Source organism: Anoxybacillus sp. B2M1 (assembly GCF_001634265.1).
Lineage (GTDB): Bacteria > Bacillota > Bacilli > Bacillales > Anoxybacillaceae > Anoxybacteroides > Anoxybacteroides rupiense.
This window is the reverse complement of record NZ_CP015435.1, coordinates 1,884,220-1,906,591: the sequence shown is the minus strand read 5'-3', so window position 1 is coordinate 1,906,591 and position 22,372 is coordinate 1,884,220. Positions and strand designations below refer to the sequence as shown.

The 22,372-nt window shown below is 44.3% G+C and carries 19 protein-coding genes; 12 read left to right on the top strand and 7 right to left on the bottom strand.

Annotation, left to right across the window (positions count from 1 at the left end; genetic code table 11):
- Window positions 1-71 precede the first annotated feature (71 nt).
- Window positions 72-794: an AzlC family ABC transporter permease gene (locus GFC28_RS09155; protein WP_044745656.1), complete on the top strand. Its 723-nt coding sequence runs from the start codon at window positions 72-74 to the stop codon at window positions 792-794.
- Window positions 784-1,086: an AzlD domain-containing protein gene (locus GFC28_RS09150; protein ID WP_044745657.1), complete on the top strand. Its 303-nt coding sequence runs from the start codon at window positions 784-786 to the stop codon at window positions 1,084-1,086. The genes GFC28_RS09155 and GFC28_RS09150 overlap by 11 nt, the downstream gene beginning before the upstream one ends.
- A gap of 29 nt (window positions 1,087-1,115) precedes the next feature.
- Here the strand turns inward: GFC28_RS09150 and GFC28_RS09145 are convergent, their stop codons facing one another.
- A complete protein-coding gene (locus GFC28_RS09145) occupies window positions 1,116-1,706 on the bottom strand; it encodes an SCO family protein (RefSeq protein ID WP_044745658.1) in 591 nt (196 codons plus the stop codon).
- 145 nt (window positions 1,707-1,851) lie between these two features.
- Between GFC28_RS09145 and GFC28_RS09140 the strand changes: the two genes are divergently transcribed.
- The 10 genes from GFC28_RS09140 (at window position 1,852) to GFC28_RS09095 (ending at window position 19,988) form a co-directional block, all read left to right on the top strand.
- Window positions 1,852-3,120 (top strand): M48 family metallopeptidase, encoded by a 1,269-nt coding sequence (locus tag GFC28_RS09140; protein WP_044745659.1) that lies wholly within the window; start codon window positions 1,852-1,854, stop codon window positions 3,118-3,120.
- Between the two features lie 874 nt (window positions 3,121-3,994).
- Window positions 3,995-5,278, top strand: a complete 1,284-nt coding sequence (gene aceA / locus GFC28_RS09135; protein WP_044745660.1) for an isocitrate lyase — start codon at window positions 3,995-3,997, stop codon at window positions 5,276-5,278.
- Between the two features lie 341 nt (window positions 5,279-5,619).
- Window positions 5,620-5,820: a hypothetical protein gene (locus GFC28_RS09130; RefSeq protein ID WP_044745661.1), complete on the top strand. Its 201-nt coding sequence runs from the start codon at window positions 5,620-5,622 to the stop codon at window positions 5,818-5,820.
- 112 nt (window positions 5,821-5,932) lie between these two features.
- A complete protein-coding gene (locus tag GFC28_RS09125; protein ID WP_044745662.1) occupies window positions 5,933-6,472 on the top strand; it encodes a competence protein ComK in 540 nt (179 codons plus the stop codon).
- Window positions 6,473-6,892: 420 nt separating this feature from the next.
- Complete coding sequence (locus GFC28_RS09120) at window positions 6,893-7,510, top strand: TVP38/TMEM64 family protein (RefSeq protein WP_044745663.1); 618 nt, start codon at window positions 6,893-6,895, stop codon at window positions 7,508-7,510.
- A 17-nt stretch (window positions 7,511-7,527) separates the two neighbouring features.
- Window positions 7,528-8,064: a signal peptidase I gene (lepB, locus tag GFC28_RS09115; protein WP_044745664.1), complete on the top strand. Its 537-nt coding sequence runs from the start codon at window positions 7,528-7,530 to the stop codon at window positions 8,062-8,064.
- 139 nt (window positions 8,065-8,203) lie between these two features.
- Entirely contained in the window at window positions 8,204-11,677 is a 3,474-nt protein-coding gene (gene addB / locus GFC28_RS09110) for a helicase-exonuclease AddAB subunit AddB (RefSeq protein ID WP_044745665.1), read from the top strand.
- Between the two features lie 12 nt (window positions 11,678-11,689).
- Window positions 11,690-15,424, top strand: a complete 3,735-nt coding sequence (gene addA, locus GFC28_RS09105; RefSeq protein ID WP_044745666.1) for a helicase-exonuclease AddAB subunit AddA — start codon at window positions 11,690-11,692, stop codon at window positions 15,422-15,424.
- An 11-nt stretch (window positions 15,425-15,435) separates the two neighbouring features.
- Window positions 15,436-16,611, top strand: coding sequence for an exonuclease SbcCD subunit D (locus GFC28_RS09100; RefSeq protein ID WP_044745667.1), 1,176 nt, complete (start codon window positions 15,436-15,438; stop codon window positions 16,609-16,611).
- On the top strand, window positions 16,608-19,988 hold the full coding sequence (locus tag GFC28_RS09095; RefSeq protein ID WP_044745668.1) for an SbcC/MukB-like Walker B domain-containing protein: 3,381 nt from the start codon (window positions 16,608-16,610) through the stop codon (window positions 19,986-19,988). Before GFC28_RS09100 ends, GFC28_RS09095 begins: the two co-directional genes overlap by 4 nt.
- 314 nt (window positions 19,989-20,302) lie before the next feature.
- Here the strand turns inward: GFC28_RS09095 and GFC28_RS09090 are convergent, their stop codons facing one another.
- From GFC28_RS09090 to GFC28_RS09065, 6 genes are read right to left on the bottom strand one after another with little or no spacing between them, the layout of a single operon-like run.
- Window positions 20,303-20,524, bottom strand: coding sequence for a spore germination protein (locus GFC28_RS09090; protein WP_044745669.1), 222 nt, complete (start codon window positions 20,522-20,524; stop codon window positions 20,303-20,305).
- Window positions 20,525-20,526: 2 nt separating this feature from the next.
- Window positions 20,527-20,946: a spore germination protein GerPE gene (locus GFC28_RS09085; RefSeq protein WP_044745670.1), complete on the bottom strand. Its 420-nt coding sequence runs from the start codon at window positions 20,944-20,946 to the stop codon at window positions 20,527-20,529.
- Between the two features lie 33 nt (window positions 20,947-20,979).
- On the bottom strand, window positions 20,980-21,162 hold the full coding sequence (locus GFC28_RS09080; protein ID WP_044745671.1) for a hypothetical protein: 183 nt from the start codon (window positions 21,160-21,162) through the stop codon (window positions 20,980-20,982).
- A complete protein-coding gene (locus GFC28_RS09075) occupies window positions 21,159-21,767 on the bottom strand; it encodes a spore germination protein GerPC (RefSeq protein ID WP_044745672.1) in 609 nt (202 codons plus the stop codon). Before GFC28_RS09075 ends, GFC28_RS09080 begins: the two co-directional genes overlap by 4 nt.
- Window positions 21,768-21,815: 48 nt before the next feature.
- Entirely contained in the window at window positions 21,816-22,073 is a 258-nt protein-coding gene (locus GFC28_RS09070; protein ID WP_044745673.1) for a spore germination protein GerPB, read from the bottom strand.
- 12 nt (window positions 22,074-22,085) lie between these two features.
- Window positions 22,086-22,307 (bottom strand): spore germination protein, encoded by a 222-nt coding sequence (locus tag GFC28_RS09065; RefSeq protein WP_044745674.1) that lies wholly within the window; start codon window positions 22,305-22,307, stop codon window positions 22,086-22,088.
- Window positions 22,308-22,372: the final 65 nt, after the last annotated feature.

Here is a 22,372-nt window from a genome sequence, read left to right as displayed (position 1 = left end):
ATCAATCGGTACTTTTTTTATTGAAAAACGCAAATCATTTACGGAAAATAAAGAAAGAAAGGAGGAGGAAGATGGACACAGCACTTACTGCACGAACGTTGTCCTCGTTTCGCCAAGGGGTGCAAGCGGGGATGAGCATTGCAATCGGGTATATGCCGATTGCTTTAACATTTGGACTGTTGGCGAAAACAACAGGATTGACGCTGTGGGAAACGGTGATGATGAGCGTGATCGTCTTTGCTGGGGCGTCGCAGTATATCGCTTTAAACTTGTTGACGCTTGGCACAGGCGGATTTGAAATTGTGTTGACCACCTTTATTTTAAATATTCGTCACTTTTTGATGGCGGCGGCATTGAATGAAAAAGCGGAGCAGGAATCGTTATGGAAAAAGGCGTTATATGCGTTTGGCATTACAGATGAAACCTTTTCCGTAGCGGCGATGAAACCGGGAAAAGTGAATGCCTCCTACATGTTTGGCTTAATTTTTGTATCTTATGGGAGCTGGGTGATAAGCTCAGGTGTTGGCCATGTAGTGGGAGAGAGCCTGCCAAAAAGCCTTCAGGAAAGCATGTCGGTTGCTCTGTACGCCATGTTTATCGGCTTGCTTGTCCCGACTTTAAAGAAGCAACGAAAAGTGATTTGGCTTGCTTGTTTAGCCGCTGCGTTCCATTCTATTTTGTTGCTGGGGCTTCATATGTCAAAAGGCTGGGCGATTGTCATCTCCACCTTGCTTGCCTCTGTACTCGTTCAATCTTTTGCCAAAGAAAGCGAGGAAAGCGACGATGCGTTATGACATTATTTGGATGATTATTGGAATGGGAATGGTTACGTATATTCCGCGCATGCTTCCGCTTGCTGTTTTTCATCGAGTGAAGCTCCCGCCGTTTTTGCAAGGGGTATTAAAAAACGTGCCATACGCGATATTAGGAGCATTAATTGTACCGGGAATTTTTTTGCTTGACGAGGATCATTGGTTCGGCGTGCTCGGTTTTGTCAGTGCTGTTGTCGTGGCGTGGTTTGGTGCGAATATCATTATCGTAGTGCTTGCCTCTGTTTTGGTTTTAAGTGTTTATGCCGTCCTATAAAAAGGAAAAACCACCGATAAATCGGTGGTTTATTTGATTTTGTCCATAATGGTTTCGTAAACTTCTTCGTATTTAAATCCTTTTTTGCCCATTCCAAATTGCTCAATGACACGGTTGTTTTCATCGAGCAAGTATGTGTGAGTTGTATGAATGAGCATGCCATTGCCGGGGTCGCGATATTGGAAATCAAAGGCGTCGGCTACTTTTTTTGTATCGCGTTCACTTCCGCGAAGCAAAATCCATCCTTTGTCATTTAGCGAAATGTGAAAGGTTTTAGCGTATGCTTGAAGCTTTGCGGCTGTATCGCGCTTCGGATCAATGGTGATGGTAATAAACTCGATTTTATTTGGAAATACATGCTGCTGTTCTAATTTTTGACGCAGCTTCGTCATTTCGAATGTCGTATTTGGACAAATGTCTGGACAATTTGTATAAATAAATTCGAGCAGCCGCATTTTTGGTGTCATTTTATTAAACGAATATTCTTCCCCCCATGCCGTTTCCATGGTTATGTTGTTTGGCAGCTTCATTTGCCATTGTCGGTATATGGAAACATAAAAAATCCCGATACCAATGCATACAGCAAGCAAGATGCCGAACATCCAATATATTTTTTTCAACAGCTTCACCCTCCCTTATTTTCCATGATACATGAAAAAGTAAGGAAAAACGAATAATGATTTTGAACTTTATCTGACGTTCTAATTCATCCAAAAGAGACTAGACTAATGATAAGGAATGTTGTCCATTCGAAGGGGGAATTTGATGAAAAAAATGATCTATTGGTCGGTGTTGATTTATGTGTTGTACTGTGCAGGTATCGCGCTGTATTTATTTTGGTTTTCTGATGCGTCCATTCCGACCGAATGGCGGGGAACGAGTGCAGATCCATCCAACTTTTTAACATCAGGGGAGCAACATTTGAGCGAGCGGTATTCCGATTTGAAAAATTTTTTATATTTTGCCTCTATTCCTTATGATTGGTTTGTTTACTTATTGATTTTACTGCTGGGAATCTCCAACATGCTGCAGAAATGGGCGCAGCGTGCCACAAAAGCATTTTGGGTGCAAACCGTGCTTTATGTATTTTGGTTGTCGCTGATCATCACAGCCGCCGCCTTGCCATTGGAGTTGGCAAGCTATCATTTGTCGCGAGCCTATGGAATCAGTACGCAATCCATGTCTAGCTGGCTTCGAGATGAAGTCACTGATTTTTTGATCAGTACGCTGCTTCTGTTTTTCGTCATCACGGTTTTGTATGGGTTGATTCGTCGCTTTGAAAAAAGATGGTGGTTTTTTGCTTGGTTGATATCGATTCCATTGACCATCTTTTTGATGTTTATTCAACCTGTTGTCATTGATCCATTATACAATAAGTTTTATCCACTAAAGAATCACGCGCTTGAGGCAAAAATTTTATCATTGGCACAACAAGCGCATATCCCAGCTGACCATGTATTTGAAGTCAATATGTCTGAAAAAACCAATGCACTGAATGCATATGTGACAGGCATCGGTTCCCATGCGCGCATTGTGTTGTGGGATACAACGGTTGAACGGTTAAAACAGGAAGAAGTACTGTTTATTATGGCCCATGAAATGGGGCACTACGTAATGAAGCATATATACTGGGGCATAGCAGGGTCCATTGTGCTGGCTTTTTTTGGATTATGGATGGTCAGCCGCTTGATGAGCTGGGCTCTTGCTAAATGGAGAAAGCATTTGCGTATAAAAGCGGTGGGAGAATTAGCTTCCTTGCCGCTGCTTTTGCTCATCATGTCGCTGCTCCAGTTTTCTGTTACGCCTTTGACTAATATGGTGTCAAGATATGAAGAGCATGCGGCTGATAAATATGCGGTTGAATTAACAGAAGATGCAGATGCCGGGATTTCCACATTTCAAAAACTGGCCAAAGCTGGACTTAGCGAGGTGTACCCACCATATCTAGTGAAAATTTTTCGCTATACACATCCGACCATTTTTGAAAGGATCGTGTTTTTAGAACAGCAAAAATCAGAGAATGGGCATAAATGAAAGTTCTATTTATGGATAAAGCTTGGTCCTTCCATGAAATTTGTGTTCTTTTAAACATCATCCACTGATTTCTTTGCTGAGTCTTGAATTTTTCGGTGATATTGTCTGCAGGCAGAAAGTGTTTCACTTTCTGCTTATTTTTTAAAAAAATTTCAAAAAAATAGTTTTCTTTTTGGTTGTTCTGTTATATAATAACAACAGAAAAAACATTATTTGTATTATAACAAAAGGAAGGTGGGGGATATGGAAACGAAAACATCGCGACTTCATGCAAATGGACGCATAAAAAAGAGGTAGAAACCATTTTGGCAGATGAGCCTCCCCAAATGTATGGAGAAATAAGAGGGCGATTTTGGCTGGAAAAGAAGGCAATTGTTTGAGCAAAGAAAGAAAAAGCATCAAGAAATGGATGATGAAAAGATTGTTAAACTCCCCAGAAGAAACTGTTCATATCGGCAACCGCGAGACCCATTTCTAAAGATCTGCTAGACTAGCATATTGAAATTGCGGAGCCGGCAGATCGCCAAATGATGATTGACGCGCTCTATTCCGGGGCTAAGGGGTTTATGGCTGATTTGGAAGCTGTTCATTCTCCGACATAAGAAAACGGACAGCAAAGAACTAATCCATTTACGAGACACCGCTATGAATCTCCAGAAGGAAAAACCTATTTATGAAGGAAGGGACGGCTGTGCTGAAGGGTTCGTCCGCGCGGCTGGTATTCTGAAGAAAAGCATCTCACACTTGATGGAAATTTACTTTCTATAAAAAAGTTGGTTCAACTTTAACAAAAATGGCTTAGTTCATATTTTTATTCGCCGAAAATGGAAGGCCATTTTGAGGATTTTACTGAAAAAAAGAGGGGGAAGGGAAAATGACACGTGATGAAAAAGTGAGACAATTGCAAGAAAGCTGGAACACGGAGGAACGATGGAAAGGGATTGAGCGCCCTTATTCTGCAGAAGATGTGATCAAATTGCGCGGTTCGATCGATATCGAATATACGCTTGCTCGCCGCGGAGCAGAAAAGCTTTGGAATTTGCTTCATACAGAGGATTATGTGCATGCGCTTGGGGCATTGACTGGCAATCAAGCTGTTCAACAAGTAAAAGCGGGATTAAAGGCGATTTATTTAAGCGGCTGGCAGGTAGCGGCTGATGCCAACTTAGCTGGACAAATGTATCCGGACCAAAGCTTATATCCTGCCAACAGCGTGCCACATGTCGTGAAACGGATCAATCAAGCGCTACAGCGGGCGGATCAAATTCAACATCTAGAAGGAAGCGGTGATATCGATTATTTTGTGCCGATTGTAGCAGATGCGGAAGCGGGCTTTGGCGGGCAGCTGAATGTATTTGAATTGATGAAAGCGATGATTGAATCAGGAGCAGCAGCGGTACATTTTGAGGACCAGCTTTCTTCTGAGAAAAAATGCGGTCATTTAGGCGGAAAAGTATTATTGCCTACGCAAACAGCGGTACGCAATTTAATTGCAGCGCGTTTGGCGGCGGATGTTATGGGAGTTCCAACGGTGCTAATCGCTCGCACGGATGCAAATGCCGCTGATTTAATTACAAGTGATATTGATCCGCGCGATCAAGAATTTATTACAGGAGAACGCACACCGGAAGGGTTTTACCGTACAAAAGCAGGATTGGATCAAGCGATTGCTCGCGGCCTAGCATATGCACCATATGCCGATTTAATTTGGTGCGAAACAAGTGAACCGAATTTGGAAGAAGCACGCCGTTTTGCTGAAGCTATTCATGAGAAGTTTCCTGGGAAGCTGCTTGCGTATAACTGCTCTCCATCCTTTAATTGGAAAAAGAAATTGGATGCTGAAACAATTGCGAACTTCCAAATGGAGCTTGGAAAAATGGGTTACAAGTTTCAATTCGTTACATTGGCAGGATTCCACGCCCTCAACTACAGCATGTTTGAATTGGCACGCGGATACAAAGAGCGCGGTATGGCAGCATATTCTGAATTACAGCAGGCAGAATTTGCAGCTGAAAAATACGGTTATACAGCAACTAGACATCAGCGTGAAGTTGGAACAGGATATTTTGATGAAGTATCCCAAGTCATTTCTGGGGGACAATCGTCAACGGTGGCACTTAAGGGATCGACAGAAGAAGAACAATTTACAACAGCTTAATCATAGAAATGTAAGGAAATACGGGGGATTATATAGAGAAAATAATAGAGAGAAAAGCTCGCGTCTATGCGAGCCTTCAAGTTGTAGACAAAGTCATCATTGACTTTGTCTACAACCATTTTAACATCCTTTATTGATGGCGTGGTTTCATATCGGACTCGTTTGAAGGCGCTTGGCAGACAAGGAACACAGCTGAGTGAAGACGTGAATGGAACCAAAACGTTCATGAGTGGACGTACGAGGCCTGTGACGCAGGATAAAAGCATTTGTCAGCAGTCAATGCGAACCTTTTGTATGTTTAGCGAAAAATGAAACATGATAACATCAGGAGGTGTTGGCAAATGCAGAATAGCCGAAAGGAATGGCCGCTTGATTCCGTGCTCAATTCTGAAGTAAGAATAAGCACCGATTTTCATTTTTATCAAGCGTTTTTCGATGAAGCTGGATATGCAGACAGCTCGACTGCAGAACACACAGCGATCAAACAAGCAAACGAGTATTTGGCAGAGGAAGAGAGGTACCCCATTTTTTATTATTCATGAGCGATTTTTTAATCGCTCTTTATTTTTTTGAAAATATAGAAAAATATAGATGTAAATGGTATGATGAAGATGTACAAGTCATTTTAATCGATGTGAGAGGTGAACGATTTCAATGAAAGTAAACGAATTTATTGTATTAAATGACTTCATTGTGAGCCGCTACACAATGGTCATTTTGCCTCATCATTTTCATGACCATCATTACACAAAAGTCATTGAAGAAGACGGAGAATACATCGTCAAGATGAAGCCGATTGAGATTATTTCCCGCAGCTGCTATTACTACGGCTCGAGCTTAAAAGGCAGAAAAGAAGGAACAAAAGAAATTATAGGCATTACCCACAAGCCTCCCATTGCGATTGAACCACTGAACGAAATTTATGTGTTTCCTACAACATCTCCAAATGATATACGATGCGTATGGATTTCGCATATGCACGTACTCGAATACGAACCCTCTCGCGGCGACACAACAACCGTATATTTTAAAAACGATAAAAGTGTTTGCCTTGATATTTCCTACTATTCGTTTGTCAATCAACTTTATCGCACAGCCCAGCTGCGCACGAAGCTATCTGAAAGAATGGAAGCGCGTGAACGAAAAATGCAGTATTTGTTTAGAATGGATCAAACAAAAGACTGGTTGTCATGAATTTTTAACCTCGAGAAATCCCCAGTTTCCATTACGTGAAGGGCAAAATTCCAGCGGTCAGGATGAATGGCAGTGGGGATAGGTGAAATGGATTGTATTCCATGAACTATTGTACTACTATAGAGACAAAGGTTCTTTGCCTAATGGATAGCTGGGGTAGCAGAGAGAATCTAGACGAAAACCAAGCGCTTCAGTCTTTGCGTAATACCGTATCAAAATTTTCGATTGGTTGAATATGTATCATCACGCAGCGGGAAGTTACGATGAGGGAGACGAAAAAGGCTTCGTCGTGAGACTCAAGAAACACTCACTTCTAGAAGTGATGATTCGTTTAGAAGTTGTTAAAATTCTCTCTATTTATATTCCCCGCGTAACCGTGTAAAATAAGGTTGTTAGCAACAATGTAAATGGGGAGTATTCATGGACATCGAAGCATTAAAGCACTGGTTTACATTAAAGCATGTATTAGAATTACTGGAACATTACCGCTCGTTTGGGATGCTGCCCGGGGTTATCGTTACGCTGTTAGAGTCGTTTTTTCCGATTCTTCCGATGTTTGTATTTGTGATGGCGAACGCGGCTGCTTTTGGGCTTTGGCAAGGAATTATGATTTCGTGGATTGGCGCTTGCCTCGGATCCATTTGTGTTTTTTTACTTGCTCGAAAAATAGGCCAGAAACGGTTTTTTCATTTTTTGAGTCGTCATCAAAAGGTGAAAAAACTGGTGGATTGGGTGGAGCGCCACGGATTTGGCCCATTGTTTTTACTGTTTTGTTTTCCGTTTACACCATCGGCGATTATCAATGTCGTGGCTGGACTAGCCCGCGTTAGCCGCCAGCAGTTTATTTTAGCCGTACTTCTCGGCAAAATGGTGATGATTTTTATGATTAGCTTTATTGGCTATGATTTGGCAGCTTTGGCCAAACAGCCGCTTCGCACAGTAGCGGTCATTATCGCGATTTTCCTTTTATGGTATGCAGGGAAGAAAGTAGAAGCGAGGTTTTCATTGACGGAAAAAACAGATAAAAAAGACTCTTAAGCTGGGTGGGCGGTGTGATGAGCAAACGGCCAATTTATCGGAGAAGATCGGTTATATGGACGGTTAGTCTGACACTGGTTTTTTTGGCGCGGTTTTTATTGTTTACTAACTATGTAGTTGAAGGAGAATCGATGATGCCCACGCTGCAGGACGGCAATTTCTTAATCGTGAAGAAATTTGGCAGCATCCAGCGTTTTGATATTATCGTGTTCCATGCCAATACGCAAAAGGATTATGTCAAGCGTGTTATCGGTCTTCCTGGCGATCGCATCATGTATAAAAATGATGTGTTATACATTAATGGGAAGCCGATAGAAGAACCGTATTTGCAGCGATATAAACGTAAATTGGTTAATGGAAAACTCACCGGGGATTTTACGCTTCAAGAAGTGACCGGGAGAAAGACGGTTCCCCCTGGCTATGTGTTTGTCTTAGGCGATAATCGTTTAGTCAGCTGGGACAGCCGCCATTTTGGCTATGTGAAAATGAACCGAATTGTTGGAAAAGTTAATGCGCGCTGCTGGCCTTTTCGTGAGATTAGCATTCAGTTTTAAAGGTATTCATCGAAACAAGCGTTCAATGAATACCTTTTTTACTTTGACAGATGACGATTTCCCACGATCTCCCTCTTTTAAACAAACGAACATATGTGCTAAAATAAGAAGGGCAATGGAAAATAAAGGTGGTGATCGCATGTCGCTTCGCTTTATGATTGGAAGATCAGGGACCGGCAAAACGACAGCATGTTTAAACGAAATTCGTGAGAAGCTGAAGGAGCAGCCGATGGGCTCTCCCATCCTTTATCTTGTGCCAGAGCAAATGACGTTTCAATCAGAATATGCGTTGATTCGCACACCGGGACTGGACGGGATGATTCGCGCACAGGTGCTAAGCTTTACGCGATTGGCCTTTCGCGTGCTGCAAGAAACTGGGGGAATGAGCCGCTATTATTTAAATCAAACGGGAGTGCGCATGCTGCTAAGGAAAATTATTGATAAGCATAAGGATGAGCTGATTTTATTTGCCCGCGCGGCTGATAAGCATGGCTTTATTGAGCAGCTAGAAGAAATGCTTATTGAGTGCAAGCGTTATTGTATTACACCGGAGCAACTGCTGGAAACAGAAACGCAGCTGCGCCAAAATGCCACCTCGGCCGAAAAAGTATTAGCGGACAAGCTAAAGGATTTACAGCTTATCTATCGCCAATTCGAACGGGATTTAATGAATCGGTATGTGGATTCGGAAGATTACTTGCGCTTTTTGGCTGAAAAAATTCCGCATTCCCGCTACATACAAGACGCGGAAATTTACGTGGACGGGTTTCACCATTTTACACCGCAAGAATATATGGTGCTTGAGCAATTGTTATGTTTCGCTAAGCGCGTGACGGTCGCTTTAACGGTGGATGAGCCTTATAATGAACAGCTGCCGAATGAGCTACATTTGTTTCGCATGACAGGTAAAACATACTATGAGTTGCGAAATATAGCCCTTTTAAACAACGTTCTCATTGAACCGATCAAGTTTTGTCAAGAGAATGTAAGGCATCAGTCGTTATCGCTTCGCCATTTAGAAGCGCATTATGATACGCGCCCTTCTTTGCCCTTTGCTGGGGAGGCCGGTGAAATTCAATTATGCCAAGCATCACATCGCCGGGCAGAGATTGAAGGAATTGCTAGAGAAATTATTCGGCTTGTGCGCGAGGAAGGGTATCGATATCGGGATGTCGCTCTATTGGTACGAAATTCTGATGACTATCGCAATCTATTTCAAACTGTTTTTGTTGATTATGAGATTCCTTACTTTATTGATGAAAAGGAGCCGATGGGAAATCATCCATTTATCGAACTGATTCGTGCAAGCTTGGATGTGATTCAGACAAACTGGCGGTATGAAGCCGTGTTGCGGGCGGTAAAGACCGATTTCTTTTTTCCGCTAGAGAGCCATGTGCAAACGATGCGAGAAGCAATGGATCAGCTGGAAAATTACGTGCTTGAACACGGAATTTATGGAGCGAAATGGAGGCAGCACTGGGTGTATCGGCGCTATCAGGGACTTGAGGAGATCGCGGCGCCGCAAACAGACGAAGAAAGAAACTACGAAGAAAAGCTAAATGTGTGGAGAGAAATGGTCGCTTCCCCGCTCTTGATGTTGCAAAAACGGTTACAAAAAGCGAAAAACGGGCGAGATATGTGCGAAGCCCTTTATTTATATTTTGAACAATTGCAGATTCCTAAAAAGCTGGAGAAGCTGCGTGATGAAGCTGAGGCAAAAGGGCAGCTGCTGGCAGCCCGGCACCATGAGCAAGCGTGGGGGGCAGTCATGGAACTGCTTGACCAGTATGTCGAAATATTAGGGGAAGAGCCGATGCCTCTTCATTCATTTGCCGCTTTGATGGAAACAGGGCTTGAGAGCCTGGAATTTTCACTTGTACCGCCAGCGATCGACCAAGTATTGATTGCTCACTTTGACCGTTCGCGTCTAACCGATATGAAGTGTATATTTATCATTGGTGCGAATGATGGGGTGATTCCTTCGCGAAAAAGCGCGGATGGCGTATTATCTGAGCAAGACCGCGAGCTGCTGCATCATTTTTCGGTACATGTCGCTCCAACAAGCCGGCAGCAGCTGCTAGATGAGCCGTTTGCGGTCTATATGGCGTTGGCTAGCCCAAAGGAACGTCTTTATATTACGTATCCGCTTGCCGATGAAGAAGGAAGGACGTTGCTGCCATCTGTGCTGATTAAAAGAATAAAAGAAATATTTCCTGATGTGCAAGAAAAGAGATGGGGCGGCGAACCTTTTACATTGCCGCTTCCGGAACAGCTCTCACTCATTACCAATTATTCAGCAACGCTTGGAGCTCTTGCCGTTCAGCTTCATGCATGGAAACGGCAATATCCGATCGAGCCCATTTGGTGGGATGTATATAATCTTTATGCAGGTCATAACGACTGGAATGAACGGGCTAACAGAGTCATTCAAGCACTGTTTTATGAAAACAAAACGAAAAAATTAAAGAGAGAGATTAGCAGAAAACTATACGGACGGACATTAAGAGCAAGCGTTTCTCGAGTGGAGCAATTCAATCGCTGTCCATTTGCTCATTTTGCCTCATACGGGCTGCGCTTAAAAGAACGCAATGTTTTCCGGCTCAAAGCTCCAGACATTGGTCAATTATTTCATCATGCTTTAAAAATGATGACAGAGCGCATTCGCGCAGAGCATCTAGATTGGGCACAGCTTTCTAAAGAACAATGTGAACAATTATCCTATGATGCGGTCGAGCAAATCGCTCCGTATATCCAGCAAGAAATTTTACTTAGTTCGCATCGTTATCATTATGTAAAGCGGAAATTGCATCACATTATGTCAAGGACGGCAAGCGTGTTGAATGAACAAGCAAAAATGAGCGGATTTGCCCCACTGGAGGTGGAGCTGCAATTTGGCGACAAAGGGCCTTTGCCTCCGTTGACTTTTCCGTTGGCCGACGGAACGGTCCTTGAGCTTGTCGGTCGAATTGACCGCATTGACCAAGCCAAAAGCTCAAAAGGCATTTTATTGCGCATTATTGATTATAAGTCAAGCAATCAAAAACTAGATTTTACAGAAGTTTATTATGGGCTTGCCCTGCAAATGCTTGCCTATTTGGATATTGTGATTGAATTTGCAGAGTATTTGGTCGGATCGAAAGCTTTGCCGGCAGGTGTGCTATATTTTCATATCCATAACCCGATTATCAAAAGCAAAAATGTGCTTCTAAAAGAGGACGAAGCAGAACAAAAAATTTTTGAAAGCTTTAAAATGAACGGTTGGTTGCTTGATGACCACGAAACGATCAAATTAATGGACCAAACGCTTGATGCCGGAAAAGGTTCAGCCGTTGTTCCAGTAAAAATCAATAAAGATGGCTCTATTTCCAAAAACTCATCTGTGATTTCAGAGACTGATTTTGCTTTGTTGCGTCAGCATGTGCGCACCATTTTTCAGCAGGCTGGATTGCAAATCATCGATGGAGTGGTCGATATTGCTCCGTATAAACGAAAAAACGAGACAGCTTGCCAATATTGTGAATTTCGGACGTTCTGTCAGTTTGACGAATCGATTGAGCAAGATCGCTACCGGATCTTAAAGAATAAGAAAATGGAACAAATGAAGGAAGAATAGGAGGGAATCGCAATGGACATCATCCTTCCGCCAAAGCCGCAAGGAGAGCAATGGACAGATGAACAGTGGCGCGCCATTGTCACGAATGGAGCTCATACGCTTGTAGCGGCCGCTGCTGGTTCAGGGAAAACGACGGTTCTTGTTGAGCGAATCATTCAAAAAATATTGGATGAGCAGCATCCAATTGATATTGATCGACTGCTTGTGGTGACATTTACGAATGCAGCGGCGGCTGAAATGCGCCAGCGGATTGCTGAGAGGATCGAAAAAGCGATCGCCAAGGAACCGCATTCCCTTCATTTGCGCAGACAGCTCAGCCTGCTGCCAAAAGCAGCCATTTCCACGATTCACTCGTTTTGCTTAGATGTTATTCGCAAATATTATTATTTAATCGATCTAGACCCTGTGTTTCGCATTGCTGATGAAACGGAAATCGAGCTAATCAAAGAGGAAACCATTGAAGAATTGTTTGAAGAACAATACGGGAAAAAGGAGAACGACATGTTTTTAAGTGTCGTTGACCGTTATACGAGCGACCGGACTGATGTTGGTTTGCAGACGATTGTGCTTTCCTTATATGAATTTGCCCGCTCGCATCCTTATCCGAGGGAGTGGCTTGATCGGCTTGTGGACATGTATCATGTTTCGGCTCATACGGCAATTGAAGAGCTTCCATTTGCGCCTTATTTGCTGCAATACATCGAGTTTCAGCTGCAGGCGGCTAAACAGATGATTGAGCGCGCGCTTGTGATGGCAGAACATCCGGCAGGTCCTCATTATTTACGCGATACGCTTGCGAGTGATATCCTACAAATTCGTAGGCTGGAGGAAACGAAAAAGCATTCATGGCAGCGACTTCACGAGGCGATTCATTCATTGACGTGGGCAACAGCAAAGCGGAAGCCGAAAAATGGAGAATATGATGAGCAGTTGGTTAGCGAAGTGAAATCCTTGCGCGATAAAGCGAAAGAAAAAGTCAAGGAAATAAAGGAAGAGCTCTTTTCTTTTAAACCAGAAACATGGCTGCACCATTTGCAAGAGATGAAGCCGGTGATTGAAACGATCGTAGATCTTGTCAAAGAGCTGGCCGATCGTTTGCAGGCCAAGAAAATAGAAAAGGGAATTGTCGATTTTTCTGACTTGGAGCACTATTGCTTGCAAATTTTACGGCATCCGTCATCGACAAGCGATCAATTGCTTCCTTCTGATGCCGCGCTTGATTACCGAGGACAATTTGCAGAAGTGCTGATTGATGAATACCAAGACGTTAACATGGTGCAGGAAATGATTTTGCAGCTTGTGATTCATGATGATGAAGCAGCGGGTAATTTGTTTATGGTGGGAGACGTGAAGCAATCCATTTACCGCTTTCGTTTGGCTGAGCCATTTCTATTTCTCAAGAAGTATCAGCGTTTTTCAAACAGTGGCGGCAATGGAGGCATTCGCATCGATTTGGCGCAAAATTTCCGCAGCCGTCCAGAGGTTTTAGATGGGACGAACTTTGTTTTCAAACAAATTATGGGGGAGACTGTCGGCGAAATTGTGTATGAGGCTGACGCAGAACTGCGCTTTGGAGCAAGCTACTACCCTGAGAAAAGCATGCCTGTCGAGTTGGTGTTGATTGATAAAGCAGATAACGATCATGCGCCGGAAAGTGAAAATGAATCGCAGCAGGATGAACAGCAAGAGCTTGAAAATGTTCAGCTTGAGGCTCGCTGGATCGCCCAAAAAATTAAGGAAATGATTGAAACGCCTTTTTATGTCTATGATCGTCATCTAAAGCAAGAAAGGCGCGTAATGTACCGAGATATTGTCGTCTTATTGCGTTCCATGCCGTGGGCGCCGCAATTGATGGAAGAATTTCGCAAGCAAGGCATTCCTGTGTACGCGGAGCTTTCGACGGGATACTTTACGGCAACAGAAGTGTCAGTGATGCTGTCGGTGTTAAAGGTCATTGACAATCCGTATCAAGACATTCCGCTCGCTTCTGTTCTTCGTTCGCCGATTGTTGGATTAGATGAAAACGAGCTTTCTCTTTTGCGTCTTGAAAGACCGAAAGGAGCTTTTTACGAAGCGTTTTTGGCGTTTTTAGAAAAACGGCCGACCACGGATCAAGAAGCAGCGCTTCAAAAAAAACTCGCGTCTTTCGCTGCACACCTACAAGAGTGGCGTACGATGGCGCGGCAACATTCATTAGCAGAATTGATTTGGCGCGTCTATCGCGATACTAGCTTTTATGATTTTGTCGGTACGATGCCTGGAGGAAAACAGCGGCAAGCCAACTTGCGTTTTTTATATGAAAAAGCGCGACAATTTGAACAAACTTCGTTTCGCGGCATTTTTCGTTTTCTGCGTTTCATGGAACGGATGCAGGAGCGCAAGGATGATTTCGGTGCCGCTCGTTCTATAAGCGAACAAGAGGATGTTGTACGGCTCATGACGATTCACAAGAGCAAGGGGCTTGAGTTTCCGATCGTCTTTGTGGCTGGTTTAGGAAAAAATTTTAATACACAAGATTTGCGCAAGAGTTATTTAATGGACAAAGATTTGGGATTTGCCGCCCATTTTGTTCATCCGCGCCTGCGGGTCAGCTATCCGACCATTGCCCAGCTGGCATTGAAACGAAAGCAGGAACTGGAGCTTCTTGCCGAAGAGATGCGCGTCCTATATGTCGCTTTGACGCGGGCGAAGGAAAAATTGTTTTTAGTAGGAACGGTGAAGAAACTAGAAAACGAGAAAAAACGGTGGCAGTCTGTTTGTGTGCACAACGAGTGGCTACTGCCTGACTATATTCGAGCTTCTGCTAGATGCTATTTAGACTGGATCGGCTATTCGCTTGTCCGGCATGCCGATGCCGCTTGTTTGCATGATGGATTCGCGGTGGAAAATGATATTTTTGCCCATGGATCGAAATGGAACGTGCAAGCTGTTTCTGCTGCTGAAATCGATAGAGAAATAGAAAATGCTGAACAGCAGGAAACGCAAATAACGGAACAGCTTCGCAAAGGGGAACGCGTGCCGCTTCAGAGCGAATGGCATGCCGAGATCGTTCGCCGCATGAATTGGCTTTATCCTTATCCGCTTTCGACCACTTCGAGAGCCAAACAGACGGTATCGGAATTGAAGCAGCAGCGTGAAACGTTTGGAGCCTATGGAGATGAAGCTTTTCTTAAGCCGTTTCGTACCGGAATCATGGATCGGCCGCGTTTTATGCAGGCGAAACAACTCTCTTCCGCGGAAAAAGGAACGGCGATGCATTTAGTGATGCAGCATATCGATTTAAAAAGCGATATAACAGAAGGAAGAATTCGTGAGCAGATCGCCAAGCTGCTTCAAGGTGAATGGTTGACAGAAGAACAAGCAAAAGAAATCGATATGGCTAGCATTCTTGCTTTTTTCCAAACCGATATCGGCCGTCGCTTGCAAAAAGCATCGTATGTTGAACGTGAGGTGCCATTTAACTTAGCGTTGCCAGCTAAGGAGACGTATGGACAATGGAAGGAAGACGAGGAAACGGTGCTGGTTCAGGGCGTCTTTGATTGCGTATTTCAGGATGAAAAAGGCTTTGTCCTTATTGACTTTAAAACGGATCGAGTTCAGTGGGCTGATGATGTATCGGCTCTTATTGAAAAACGCTATCGTGTACAAATGGAACTATATCGTTTGGCCATTGAGCGAATCTGGAAAACGCACGTCGATGAATGCTATATCTATGCTTTTGACGGGGCAAAATTGGTTTCCATGTAGGAGGGAAGGCTTTGCGAATTTTGCATACAGCCGATTGGCATTTAGGGAGAACACTAGAAGGAAGAAGCCGGCTGCGAGAACAAGAGCAGTTTTTAGATGAATTGGTCTCCATTGTTGAAGAAGAAAAAATTGATGCGGTGCTGATGGCTGGCGATGTTTTTGATTCGGTGAATCCGCCAGCAGCCGCAGAACAGTTGTTTTATGAAGGGATTGCTAAGCTATCAAATGGCGGACGGCGTCCGGTAGTCGTGATTGCAGGCAATCACGACCACCCGGAGCGTTTAGCCGCTGCTTCGCGGCTGGCGGCTTCTCATTCGATCACCTTGCTTGGTTTGCCCACGATGAGAGGGCAAGAAATCTATATTCCGACATGCGGGGAAACGTTGTTGTTAGCCGCGCTTCCATACCCATCAGAATCAAGGCTAGCCCAGCTGTTGGCTGCTGAAAACGATGAGAAACTATTACGAAAAAAATATGATGAAAAGGTAAAGGAAATTTTCACTGTGATGAATCAGCAATTTCGGCACGATACGGTGAATATCGCGATGAGCCATTTATATGTGGCGGGAGGTGAGCCGTCTGATTCGGAGCGGCCAATTGAAGTCGGAGGGGCTTATACGGTATCGGCCCATTGTTTTCCAGACCAGGCTCAATATGTGGCGCTAGGGCATTTGCATCGGCCGCAAAACGTTAAACAAGCCGCAATGCCGGCGCGCTATTCGGGTTCTCCGCTTGCCTATAGCTTTTCTGAAGTGGGCTATACCAAATCGGTCACGATTGTGGATGTTCATCCCCAAAAGGAAGCGAATGTGTCAGAGCTACCGTTGTCATGCGGCAGACCGCTTGCCAAGTGGAAAGCGACCGAAGGCTTGGCACAGGTTTATCGCTGGCTTGAGGAAGGAAAAGACCGCAATGCTTGGATTGATTTGGAAATTTATGTTGAGCATTCATTGACATTGGAAGAAATTCATCGTTTACGTAAAAGCTATGACGGATTTATCTATATTCGCCCTCATTTTTTAACCAAGCAACAGGCTGTACAAGAGGAGCGCGAGCATACTCCGATTGAAGTGCTATTTCAGCGCTTTTATGAAAAGCAGACAGGAGGAGCCAAGCCGACGGAAGAGCTTGTCCGGATGTTCCTCGAACTGCTTGCTGATGAAGATGAGGATGGTGATGAAGCATGAAGCCGATTCGTTTAACGGTTGCCGGATTGCATAGTTTTCGCGAAAAGCAGGTGATCGAATTCGATAAGCTGTGTGAAGGGGGCCTTTTTGGCATTTTTGGACCGACCGGCAGCGGCAAATCCTCCATTTTAGATGCGATGACATTGGCGCTTTACGGAAATGTTGAGCGCGCGGCCAACAATACGAACGGCATTATGAATCACGCAGAGCAGGAGTTAGTCGTTTCCTTTACTTTTGAATTGGCCAGTGCCAGTGGAAAGAGAAAATATACCGTTGAGCGAAGCTTTAAGAGAAGTGAGGGACTTCGTGTTAAAACAGCGATCAGCCGTCTGATTGAGGAAGGTTCAGAACGAGTCGTGCTTGCGGATAAAACAAGGGAGGTCGACGATCAAATCAAGCAGCTACTCGGCTTGGAAATGAAGGATTTTACGCGGGCCGTCGTGCTGCCGCAAGGGAAATTTGCTGAATTTTTATCGCTAAAGGGTGTCGAGCGTCGGCAAATGCTGCAGCGGCTTTTTAATCTTGAACAATATGGGGATCAATTGAACAAAAAGCTAAAAACGAGATTCATAAACGCTACAGCCAAGTTAGAAACCATTTGCGCGGAGCAAGCAGGACTTGGCAATGCCTCAAAAGAAACGTTGGATGAACAACTGCAGCAATTAGAACAACTGGAGCAAGAACTCAAGCAGCAGCAGCTTTATTTGGCTCAAATAAAAGAGCGATATGAACGTGATAAAGAGCTGTGGCAATGGCAAAAGGAAAAGAAATACATCGAACAGCAGTTGGAAAAATGCCGGATGGAGGAGGCGGAAATCCTCACGCTTGAACAAAAGCGCCAAAAGGCGGAGGAGGCGGAACGCTTACTTCCCTACGCTCAGCAATATGAACAAGCAAAGCGAGAGGTTGAAGAATGGGAAAGAGAAATGAAGCGCATTGAGCAGCAGCTTCATGTTACTCATCAGCAATATGAACAGGCAGCTGAAGCTTACCGTTTTATTCGCGCGAAAAAAAATGAGCAGGAGCCGAAGCTTTTGCAGAAGAAAGAACAGCTTTTGCAAGCCAAGCAGCTGTGGGAGCGGATGCAGCAAATGGAGCGAGAAATGAAGGATATTAGGGCGCGGATCTCGGAAACGATGGCAAAAGAAAAGCAAGCCAAGCAAGCGTTTGAACGTCTTTCCCAGCTTTATGAACGAGCGTTGGACAAGCAAAAAAGTCTCAAGGAGCAATGGCGGCAAAAGCAGGTCCCTGCGCAAGTAAAAGAGCGGATCTATCGGGCTTATGAAGAAAAAAAAGAAGTGATGGTGCTTGATCAAGCGCTGCAGGAAATCAAGAGGGAGTATAGACAAAAGCAAGAAAGCTATGATCGGCTTGTGCAGCGCGAAAGTGTGTATGAAAAGCAACTGGAAGAGGGTAAGAAAGCGTGGACAGCCCATTTTCAGCGAATGGAGAGGCTTTACCATCGTGTATGTGAAAAACAAATTCAACTTGAAAAGCTCATCTATAAGATCAAACAAAAGCAAAAAATAGCGGAGAAGACACGGCTGCAGCATGTGGTTGCCTCTTTGGCGGCAACGTTAACAGAAGGAAGTCCTTGTCCTGTGTGCGGTTCTCTCCATCACCCGTCTCCTGCCCGATCATCTAGCGAGCAGCCGAGCGAGCAGGAGCTGTTAAAATGGGACGAGGAGCTGGAGAGAGCACAGCCGCTCGCTTCGTCCTTCCAGTCGCTGAGAATTCAGCTGGAACAATTAGCTGAAGCGGTTATGCAAGAGGAGAATGGAGAGGGAGTAGCGTTAAGCGATGCGTCTAGGGCAAAAAGAGAAGCAGAAGAAGAGTCTTATGCTCCTATCGACGTACAGTTCCATGATCTGGCCGCAGAAGTAAAAGCTTTACAGCAGGATTATTTGCAATGCCGTGAAGCAATCAATACGATGCTGGAAAGGCGGCGAACGCTTGAAAAGCAGCGGCAAGAGATTGTCAATCAGCGCCATTCGCTGCAGCAAGAAATAGAAGAGCGTCTCGCTAAATACCAAGAAAGAGAGCGCATGAAGGACGAACGCATGCAAAATTGGCTAGCAATCTATGAGGATCTCTCATTTACAGCGATTGAACAAATGATGGACCAATTGCGTGCGAATGAAAAAGAAGCACAATTATTGCAGGAACGAATTGATAAAAGCGTTGTATTTCTTGAACAAAAACAGGAGGAATGTGAACAAGCAAAAGAACAATGGCAACAGCTACAGCGGCAGCGAGCGGATGCTCTGCTTTTACAGCAGATGAAACAGCAACAATATAAAGAGTATGAGCAATCCCTTCCATTTCCTATTGACGAACAACCGCTTGAGCATCGATTGGCGGATGTGGAGCAGCAGCTTGTTCAGTTGCAAAAACAAGAAGAAGAAGCGTATGAATCGTACAACGGCATGCAGCGACAATATCAGCTGTTAGAAGCAAAAAAACAGGCTGCGATACAAGCGCTATCTGAAGGGGAAAAACGGCTGGAGCAAGCAGAGGATAAATGGAGGGAGATGTTGCAGCAGAGCTCTTTTGCAAACGCTGATGAAATTCGTAAAACTCCATTAACACAAGAAGAAAAGAACGCGATGGCAGAACGTATCCAACAATTCCGTGAAAACTGGCTGAAATGGCAAAATGAATGGCAGCGGGTGACGGACCGGATGAATGGCATGGAAATCAGTGAAGAACAATGGCAGCAGAGCGCTTCCATGCTCCGGCAACAAGAAGAGAAAACAACAGAATTAATCAAACAAGTGGCTTCTGCTAAAACAAGAGTAGAGGAGCTGACTGAAAAGCATAAACGCTTTCAAGAGCTGGAGCAGCAGCGAATGGCAGTGGAACGGCTAGTCCAGCAATATCGTGAGCTGCAAAATGTGTTGCGCGGAAACAGCTTTGTTGAATTTATGGCGGAGGAGCAGTTGATCCGTGTCACTCGTGATGCGTCTGAGCGGCTTGGCGAGCTAACAAGACAGCGCTATGCCATCGAAGTCGATTCAGAGGGAGGATTTATGATCAGGGATGATGCGAATGGAGGAGTGCGACGTCCAGTAACGACGTTATCAGGAGGGGAAACCTTTTTAACTTCTCTGTCATTGTCCCTAGCCTTATCGGCACAAATCCAGCTTCGCGGTGAGTATCCGCTGCAGTTTTTCTTCTTGGATGAAGGGTTTGGCACACTGGATGGGGAGCTTCTCGATGTCGTCATTTCTGCTTTAGAACGGCTGCAGGCGAATGATATGGCGATCGGCGTGATCAGCCATGTGCAGGAGTTGCGCGCCCGTCTTCCAAAGCGGCTCATTGTCGAACCTGCTGAGCCTTCTGGCCGGGGCACGCGTGTTAAATTAGAAGTCATGTAGTCAAGTAGCCAAAAGAGGGGTTTTTATCTACTTGATGCATATTATGATTTCTGAAAAACGAATAGTTGGAGGCTTGTCCGTCCCTAGTCTTTTCATTACATAGATGTGTGACAAAAGTTGAAGCAACGCCGCTTTCAGACCCGTTCTGGTTCTGTGAAGCGGCGTTGTTCCATCATCGGGCTGTGGGAAAACACCCAGCCTTTATCATGCAAATAAGTGACATCGATCGTAGCTGTCATTGCTGCTTTTTAACGGAGAAGCCTCTCAACTCTTAACGGAGTGTTGGTGGGAGCGGTTCATTTTTTGGAAAAACTTTAGTTATTACCAGCGACATTGTTATCGAATACATCCGGATCGAGGGAATTGGTAAAACTGATACCGTTATTTGTCAAAATAAAATCGCCCGTATTAAATCCTCCGGATCCCCCTTGGGTTTTGGTAGCTGTTTTTGGTGCGATGTACATGGTGTCTCCTACTTGAAAAACAGCACCACTGCTTACGTTTGTAATTTTAATTGGACCAACAACTGCTGGCATGTTCATCCATCCTTTGTTATTCGAATTGCTGCTTGTGGAAGCGAAAGAGAGAAAGGAATCTTTGGCTCTGATAGTTGCCGAATATGCTTAATGCGCGTATCGGCATCAACCGTAGAAGTGGAGCCGATATGAACGACTGCTGCGGTGGAAACAGCGATTAAGTGAATCGAACGAACTGAAAGAACAGGTGATTCATTCAAGCGGCGAGTTTGCACATATGCCGATACGGGAAGTTTAGGCAGAGACCTTGTAAACACAGGAAAAGCCCCTTCTCCTTCATTCCCGCCAAACCATTCGTATTGCCTTTGGACAGCTAAAACGTATGAACGAGCGTTAATTTCTCGAGAATCGCCAATTTGCAACACCGAGCTCAAAAGGACGGTGTTACTATTGAGCCATTGAACCATTGATAAGCGCTTCATCAATACCGACAACCTTCCCCTAAGCTTGTAGTGTTACGATCCTTTTGGAGCAAGCGGGACGAGAGGGCCAATAATCAATGATTCAGGCGGTGTGTCAAAAGCGGATGATAAATTTATCACGTCTGCATCTCCGATGAGAAAAATAGCAGAGCTCGTTACAGCTGTAAGATAAATGTCGCCTACTTGCACGTCACGGTTAATCACAGTATAGTTCATGATGTTCCTCCTTGCTTTGGAAGATGTTTAATAAAGCTTTCTAATGATTGCTCAATGTCTTCCTTCAGCTTCATAAATATCATATTCTCTATATTTTCCGATGATTTTTGATCTGGGACATATCCGCCATTCATGGTTTGCTGCAAATAGAAGCGGATCCGTTCATCGACCTGACGCTGAATATCCTGGAGAATAAACTGGCGATACGGATCATCTAAAGGATAGGCGTATTTCGCTTCGAGCTCTTGTAATACTTGCATGCATTCATTTTGCAAATAACCATTGACTTTGGTCTGGATGCTGCCAAATAGAGCCGGCTCCGGTTTAGGGATAATCGTTTTTTTAGCATCGACTGCAAAATCTTCAATGGATCCCGTGCCATTTGGCGTGAGGCCGATATTTAACGTGCCTTCTAATGTTTCTACTTTGAGCTGATCAAATTTATACTCAATTCGTTCAATCATCGTTTGTGGATGCTGCTTGATTTCATGCAGCTCTTTCTCAAGAATGGCAAGCCGGTTTTCGATGGTTTGGATCTTGTTTGTTTGCCATAATAAATATTGCTGCAATTTCATAAAATAGTCGTATGGAAACAAGCTGCTCATAGTCGCTTCTCATCCTCTCAATGATCCCTTCTCTTTTCAATATATGGGCTATGAATGGTTGTCATCACTTTTTTTTGTCATTTTTTCGCGAGTTGCGGAATGAAGAGGGACCAATGGAGTGCTCGGCTCGCTTGTAGGGCCCGAGATGACGGCTTCAGGTGCAGGCCCAGTAAATCCGCCTGTGTTGCTTAATGTGGAAAGTGCCTGAATTTGCCCAGCGCTGCCGATTTGGAGCACGGATGAGTTGGTCACAGAGCCGATTTTAAATTGATAAATGTAGATGCTTTGGTTGATATAAAAGTTCATCGTGTCACTCCTTTATGCGTTGCCGACCACACTATCATCCATAAGATCTGCATCATTTGTGTTTGTATTGCTGTAATAATTATATATGCTTAAGCCGTTTCCTGTATTAAAAGAACCAGCACCGGCAAATGTTTTCGCGACGCTGTAAGGACTGATCGCAAAAACGTCGCCAATATGAAATACACCGCTGCTTCCGATACTGTTAAGTTTTACTACCCCAACGAATGCTGGCATCATCATACACCCTTTTTTTATTCTCGTTATAGGTTATGGGCGAATAGAGAAAAATGTGAATTTCT